Raw genomic sequence first — 7,062 nt, forward strand, 5'->3', positions numbered from 1 at the left:
ACTCAGCACCACACCGAGACGTTCAACCGGCGCCGTATACGGATAGGTCAGCGCCATCAGCCCGTTCGCCAGCACCGTCAACATCTCCGCGACGGCAAGTAAACCGGTAGCACCCAGGAAGCCCAGCATGATGATCATGGTGCGCCCCATGCCACGAAACTGATCAGCCAGACTCATTCGGAAATGCAACTGGCGCAGGCGCGAGTAGCTCAAGCTCATCCATGGTCCCTTGGAAAGCGGTTCTCACTCGCAGTCAGTAGCAGAGGCCAGTTGACCGCGTGACGGGCCTGTACACCGGGCCAGGGAATTCATTTTGACCGTATCTTCGAGGTAATAGCGAATGTCCGCTCCTGACGGCGGCAGGAACTGCCGTTCATCCGTAGCGGCACCTCGACGGATGGCCGCCTTGCACGGGTACTTCGCCCTTTGCTGGACGACTATCAACGCCCCCTGGATTCACTGGAATTCCAGGATGCGGTGTATGGCCTGTCCAAGACCCTGCGCGAACTGACATGCAGGGCGCGGTTCTTCAAGCGTCCAGACTTTCTTGCTGCCGAACGGGCGCGCACACTGATGAATCAAGGCCATGCCCTGGCGGACACCGCAGTGGCCTGCCGATTCGCGGACCAGAGTCACCTGACACGGCGGTTCCGCAAGGCTTTCGGTATCACGCCAACACGCTGGACCGCTTGTTTCCGCGCCGGATCGGGGCGCACGATCGTTCCATAGCTGAACCGGTCCATTTCCTGGACTCGTAGCCGTGCCCGCGCTCCAGACTGATCGACCTCCATCCGGAAAGCAGCATGATTGCAGAATAAAGGGTATGGTCCGGAACAGGTGGATCCGTCGAGGGTGGAAAATAGTTCTCCACGCACCTCAAAGGGGCAGGTCGTCATCGTGAAAAGCAAATCGAGTCTGCGCGGTACAGTCTGCGTCCCTTGGGCTGCGGCCTGCCTGTGCATCGGCACTTCGCGTCATCTGATCAGCCCTCTCCCCCAGTCATGAAAATGGCCCACCGCACGCAAATTCGATTAAGGCCAAAGGCTGCAGCGCATCATCGCAACCATCAAACGTGGCGACACTTCGGCCAGATGCAAACGCCAGTTGAATCGGAATTGCGCTTCGGCACGATACCCCCGCTCCTGTTTGCCATGTTTGAAGGCGTGGCAGCGTCCACTGAAGGCGCGCTCAACATGAGCCGGGACCACGTTGCCGCGGCGTCCTTCAGCGACCTGCGCGGTATTGGCGTTTGTCGTGTTGATGCAACGCGCAAAGCAATCCATTCCATCGCTGCACAGCGCGGCGTCCGGCGCCCGTCGGCGTTGGCACCACAATGTCATCCTCGGATGGCTGGATGTACTACTTTGATCGGGAGAGTCTGGTTATGCTGACGATACGCAAGCTGTGCAAAACCTACGGCAACGGCGTCGCAGCCCTGCAGGATGTGTCGCTGGATATCCCGCGAGGCATGTTCGGACTGCTTGGCCCCAATGGCGCCGGCAAGTCGACCTTGATGCGCACGATTGCCACGCTGCAAGATCCCGACAGTGGCTCGATCATGCTCGACGGCGTGGACTTGCTCGCCGACAAGCAGGCCACCCGTCGCCAGCTCGGCTATCTGCCGCAAGACTTTGGTGTGTATCCGAAAGTCAGCGTGCAGGACATGCTCGACCACTACGCTGTACTCAAGGGCGTGACCGCGACCGGTGAACGCCGCGCACTTGTCGAGGCGCTGCTGCGCCAAGTCAATCTGTGGGACGTGCGCAGGCAGAAGCTCGGCACATTTTCCGGCGGCATGCGCCAGCGCTTTGGCGTTGCCCAGGCGCTGATCGGCGAACCCCAACTGATCATCGTCGACGAACCAACCGCAGGCCTTGATCCCGAAGAACGCAACCGTTTCCTCAACCTGCTGGCTGAAATCGGCGAACGCGTAGTGGTGATTCTGTCCACACATATTGTCGAGGATGTCACCGATCTGTGCCCGCGCATGGCGATCATTGGCCAGGGCCAGGTATTGCTTTCCGGCGAACCGCACGACGCCATCGCCAGTCTCAAAGGCCGCGTATGGCGCGCCCATATCGACAAGAGTCAGCTGGAAAGTTACCGCGCGCACATGGCCGTGCTTTCGACCCGACTGGCTGCCGGCAAGACGCTGATTCACGTGCTTGCCGACAGTGCTCCCGATGCCAGTTTCGAAGCGGTCGCGCCGGATCTAGAGGATGTCTACTTCGGGCAACTGCAGCAGCAGTCCGCTGCGACTTCTCCAGCAAAGGCGGCCTGAGCCATGTGGCGCGAGGTCCTTCGATTCGAGCTGCGCCAGCAGCTGCGTGCACCGCTGTTCTGGGTTGTCAGCCTGGCATTTGCTCTTCTGGCATTTGCTTTCATCACCACCGACGCCGTCAGCATCGGTGGAGGCATGGGCAACGTCCACCGCAATGCGCCGATCGTCATCATCCGCATGCTCGCCGTTTTCAGCATACTCGGCATGTTTCTGGTCACGATGTTCGTGGCTGGCGCGGCACTGCGCGATTTTGATCAGCGCAGCGAGGAAATGGTATTTGCCACGCCAGTCAGCAAGGGCGCCTATCTCGGAGGCCGCTTCGGCGCCGGTTATCTGACCGCGCTGGCGGTCATGGTGATCACGGCGCTGGGACTGCTGATCGGCAGCTTCATGCCATGGCTGGAAGCCGCACGTCTGGGGCCGACCAGTATGGCCGGTTATGGCTGGGCGTTCGGCGTGATCGTCATTCCGGATCTGGTATTGATCGCCGCGATGCTTTTCCTGCTGGCGACGACCACGCGCTCATTGCTGGCCACCTATATCGGCATTATCGCGTTCTTTGTTCTCAGTGCGATCTCCAACAATCTCCTCAGTAACCTCAACAACCACACCATCGCCGGCCTGCTCGATCCGTTCGGCATGCGCACGATCAGCCTGGCGACGCGCTATTGGTCGGTCGATCAGCTCAACCACCAGCTACCGCAACTGAGCGGTGTGCTGTTGGCCAACCGTTTGATCTGGCTGACCGTTGCAGTCGCTCTCCTGGCGGCAGCATTCGCGCTGTTCCGCACGGACCGCGAGGGCCTGCGCCTGCCATGGCGCCGACGTCGCAAGGCCGATGCAGCCATGACGCTGACCTCGCCAGCCCGCCTTGACCTGCCCAAGGTCAGCATCCACGACGACCGCGCCGCGCATTGGCGTCAGTTCTTCACGCTGGCGCGCTTTGATACCTCCAGCGTGCTGCGCGGCGCAGCATTTCTCGTCATGTTGGTACTGGGTCTGGCCAACCTGACCGGAGCCATCGCACTGTCGGGGAAGATATTCGGCACCTCGACCTATCCGGTGACCCACGTCCTGCTGACCGACATGCGCGGCAGTTTTCAGTTCCTGCTATGGATCATCCTGACCTTCTATGCCGGCGAGTTGGTATGGCGCGAGCGCAGCAAACGAACCAACGAGGTCAGCGATGCTTTCCCGACACCCGATTGGGTGTCTCTGGCAGCCAAGTTCACCGCCCTGGTTGCCGTGATCGTGACCTTCTTCGCGGTCGGCGCCATCTGGTGCATCGGCTGGCAGCTGCTGCACGGATTCACCCACATCGAACCGATGGTGTACGTGAAAACCCTGGCGTTCGAGGCCATCCCGTTCGTGCTGATCGCGATCCTCGCCGTGTTCCTGCAGGTGCTGGCCAACAGCAAGTTTCTTGGCTACCTGCTGCTGATCCTGTACTTCGCAGGCCAGATCACGTTTGGCATGATGCATCTGGACAGCAACATGTACAGCTACGCCGGTGCACCCAGCGTGCCGTATTCGGACATGAACGGCTTTGGCCATTTCTGGGTCGGCGCGTTGTGGTTCTATGGCTATTGGGCCTGGCTGGCGCTGGCACTGCTTGTGGCATCCGCCTTGTTCTGGGTCCGCGGGACCGGCCACACCTGGGCGTTGCGCAAACGCGAGGCGCTGGCGCGTTTGCGGCGACCGGAACGCGTCACGCTCACGCTCGCCCTGGTCGGCTTTGTGCTGACGGGCGCGTGGGTTTTCTACAACACCCACATCCTCAACGCGTATGTGGCCAGCGACACTTCCACCGCGCGCCAGGCGAGCTACGAAAAGACCTACGCCAAGTACAGGCATCTGCCGCAACCGCGCATCACCGCGGTGCAAGCACATGTCGACATTTATCCCTACCAAAGACGCCTGCACATCAAGGGCCATTACACACTGGTCAACAAGCACGACAAACCGATCGATACGCTGCATATGCGGCTCGACTCTCTGGCCTCGACATCGCATCTCACGCTCAATTCACTGACTTTCCCCGCGCACACGGTGGTCAAGAAAGACGCGATTCATGGCGTCACCATCTACAAGCTGGACAAGCCGCTGGCGCCGGGCGCTTCGATGTCGTTCGACTTTGACGAAACCTACGCGCCCAAGGGCTTTACCAATGGGACCGGGGAGACATTTCTGGTCCACAATGGCACGTTCTTCAACAACACCAGCATGTTTCCGCAGTTTGGCTACGACGCCAACCGGCAAATCACCGACCGCAGCAAACGCCGCAAATACGGCCTGAGTCTGGACGTGCCGCGCATGCCACTGCTCAGCGAAGACCCGGCCAGGCGCGCCAACACGTACATCAGCCACGACGCCGACTGGATCCGTTTCGACACCACCGTGTGCACCGCCGCCGACCAGACCGCCATGGCTCCCGGCCAGCTAAAAAGAGAATGGAGCACTGGCAAGCATCGGCATTGTTTCCATTACGCGATGGACCAGCCAATGCTGAACTTCTTCGCCTACCTGTCTGCCCGCTATGCGGTGAAGAAGGCGACATGGCACGGCATCAACATTGCGGTGTATTACAACCCGGCACATTACTGGAATGTCGAGCGCATGATCGAAGCGGTGGAAAAGGCGTTCGCGTACTACAACAGCCACTTCACGCCCTACCAGTTCAAGCAACTGCGTATTCTCGAATTCCCGGACTACGCCAGCTTCGCGCAATCGTTTGCCAATACGGTTCCGTTTTCCGAGTCGATCGGCTTCATTGCCGATCTGCAGGACAAGGACAATCTCGACTACGTGTTCGATGTCACCGCCCACGAAGTCGCACACCAGTGGTGGGCGCATCGCGTGATTGGCGCGGACATGCAGGGGTCGACCATGCTCAGCGAGTCCTTGGCGCAATATTCTTCGTTGATGGTGATCAAGCACCAGTATGGCGCCAGGGACATGCGTCGATTCCTGAAGTACGAACTGGATCGCTACCTCGCCGGCCGCGCCACGGAACAAGACAAGGAAGAACCGCTGGCCAAGGTGGAAAACCAGCCCTACATCCACTACCGCAAGGGTTCCATGGTGTTCTACGCCTTGCAGGACTATATCGGCGAAGACAAGCTCGATGGCATGCTCAAACAGTTCCTCATCGACAAGGGGTTCCAGAATCCGCCCTACACCAACTCCATCGAGTTCATGGACGCGCTTGAAAAAACAGCCGGTCCCGAATGGAAAGGCGTGCTGGATGACTGGTTCTGGAAGATCACCCTGTACGACAACCGCGTAATCTCGGCCACAGCGCACAAGGCAAACGGTGGGGGTTACGACGTCACCATGAAGGTGCATGCGTCCAAGAGTTATTCGGATGGTGAAGGCAAGGAAACCAAGGGGCACATCAACCTGCCCATCGACATCGGCATATTTGCACGCGCCAAGGATGGCAAGGAAGCCGATGAGAAGATCCTTTACCTCGAAAAACGCAAGCTTGCGGACGGCGACAGCACCATCACTCTGCATGTTGACGGCAAGCCCTACGAGGTTGGCATCGACCCGTACAACGAGTTGATCGACCGCGTCTCCAGTGACAACCGGATGAAGGTGACGGTGGAGTAAGTGCAAAACTGCGGAGCCAGGCGATCGACACACTGATCGCCTGGTGAAGTCACTGCCATGCCATTTGGCACAAGGGCCTGCGCCGATTCACACGCACATCAGGTGCTGCGCGGGAGTCACTGAAGTCGAGCCGTGGCGCTTCATCTTGACCAGCAAACCAACCCTGGGCGTTTGCAGCGAAAGAACACGCAGACCCGTGTTCATCAAGAAGGAGGAAACGAAGAACCCAGGCCACATACACCTGTCTGGTCCGCATGCCGGAGTGCTTGACGCGCAAACGCGCGCACCACATCAAGCCATTTACGGGGTTTGCGTTCTGTTACACCGCTGTTGCGCCGGCCTAACTCATGCACCCTCGATGCTGTCGCATAACGCCTTGCATGAACGGTTGAATCTGCGGCGGAAAGAAGAAGCCAAGCCCATGATTACGCGTAGGGTTTCGCTGATTGCACCTGTGCGAAGCGCCGGGCATACTCATTGCGACATCCCGTTTATGGGGTCCAATTCAAGTTAGTCGTCATGGGTAAGTTATGAGCAAGCAAGGAAATCACCAAATCGTCCAACGAATCATCTCAGGGTTTCTTGCGGCAGTCGAAATCTGGTCGGTGACTGTGCTGGCTATACACGGTCAGTACAAGACATGGTCTACGCTAATTACCGGTCTTTTTGCAGTCGGAGGATGCTATTTGTTTGGTTATTTCGCGCTTCGCGGTCGGCTTCCTGGAAAACGTCTGCCAAGAGCTAGCATTGTGATTCAACGGACCACTGGTCGCCATGACGTCTAACATTTTTTCCAAGGCGGCAGGCTTCGACGTCGCTTAACTCCAGAGTTCGACATGTCCGAGGATGGCCGCATGAATGAACTGGAGCAAAAGCCCAGACAAATGCGCCCTGCGCAATTTGCAATCATTGCATCCATGCCGGTCGTATTTGCACTCCTGCTGGTGCTTTTTCAACAAGCGCCTCCAAGCTTCCTATGGTTCGGGCTGGGCCTGTCCATCGTGGCACTGCTCCTGGTCCGGTTGCTATCCGGCTTTGCCTTTTTCGGCCGAAGGCGTCTGCATTTCGGTAGCTCAAAGCCGTTGCGCGTCTGGCAGACTCCGATTTTGTGGATGCCGGTCGCGATCGTTGCGATTTTTCTGGTTTTCAGATGGTTCGTAGCGTAGATG

The 7,062-nt window shown here is 58.7% G+C and carries 5 protein-coding genes; 4 read left to right on the forward strand and 1 reads right to left on the reverse strand.

The genetic code is table 11. The annotated features are described in order from the left end of the window. Positions 1–219: hypothetical protein (locus PF446_RS13870; protein ID WP_298072612.1), on the reverse strand; the 219-nt coding region annotated here is incomplete at its 3' end. A gap of 207 nt (positions 220–426) precedes the next feature. Here PF446_RS13870 and PF446_RS13875 point away from each other — a divergent pair. From PF446_RS13875 to PF446_RS13890, 4 genes are all read left to right on the forward strand, one after another. Further along, a complete protein-coding gene (locus PF446_RS13875; RefSeq protein WP_298072613.1) occupies positions 427–729 on the forward strand; it encodes a helix-turn-helix domain-containing protein in 303 nt (100 codons plus the stop codon). Between the two features lie 655 nt (positions 730–1,384). After that, a complete protein-coding gene (locus PF446_RS13880; RefSeq protein WP_298072614.1) occupies positions 1,385–2,281 on the forward strand; it encodes an ABC transporter ATP-binding protein in 897 nt (298 codons plus the stop codon). A gap of 3 nt (positions 2,282–2,284) precedes the next feature. Further along, positions 2,285–5,893, forward strand: coding sequence for a M1 family aminopeptidase (locus PF446_RS13885; protein ID WP_298072616.1), 3,609 nt, complete (start codon positions 2,285–2,287; stop codon positions 5,891–5,893). An 854-nt stretch (positions 5,894–6,747) separates the two neighbouring features. Further along, a complete protein-coding gene (locus PF446_RS13890; RefSeq protein ID WP_298072618.1) occupies positions 6,748–7,059 on the forward strand; it encodes a hypothetical protein in 312 nt (103 codons plus the stop codon). Positions 7,060–7,062: the final 3 nt, after the last annotated feature.

This window comes from Oleiagrimonas sp. (genome assembly GCF_027858935.1).
In the GTDB taxonomy this organism is placed as follows: Bacteria; Pseudomonadota; Gammaproteobacteria; order Xanthomonadales; family Rhodanobacteraceae; genus Oleiagrimonas.

Excerpts from the sequence above, each read along its gene's own strand:
- PF446_RS13885 (WP_298072616.1), top strand. The coding sequence starts at position 2,285 with ATGTGGCGCGAGGTCCTTCGATTCGAGCTGCGCCAGCAGCTGCGTGCA.
- PF446_RS13880 (WP_298072614.1), top strand. The coding sequence starts at position 1,385 with ATGCTGACGATACGCAAGCTGTGCAAAACCTACGGCAACGGCGTCGCA.
- PF446_RS13890 (WP_298072618.1), top strand. The coding sequence starts at position 6,748 with ATGAATGAACTGGAGCAAAAGCCCAGACAAATGCGCCCTGCGCAATTT.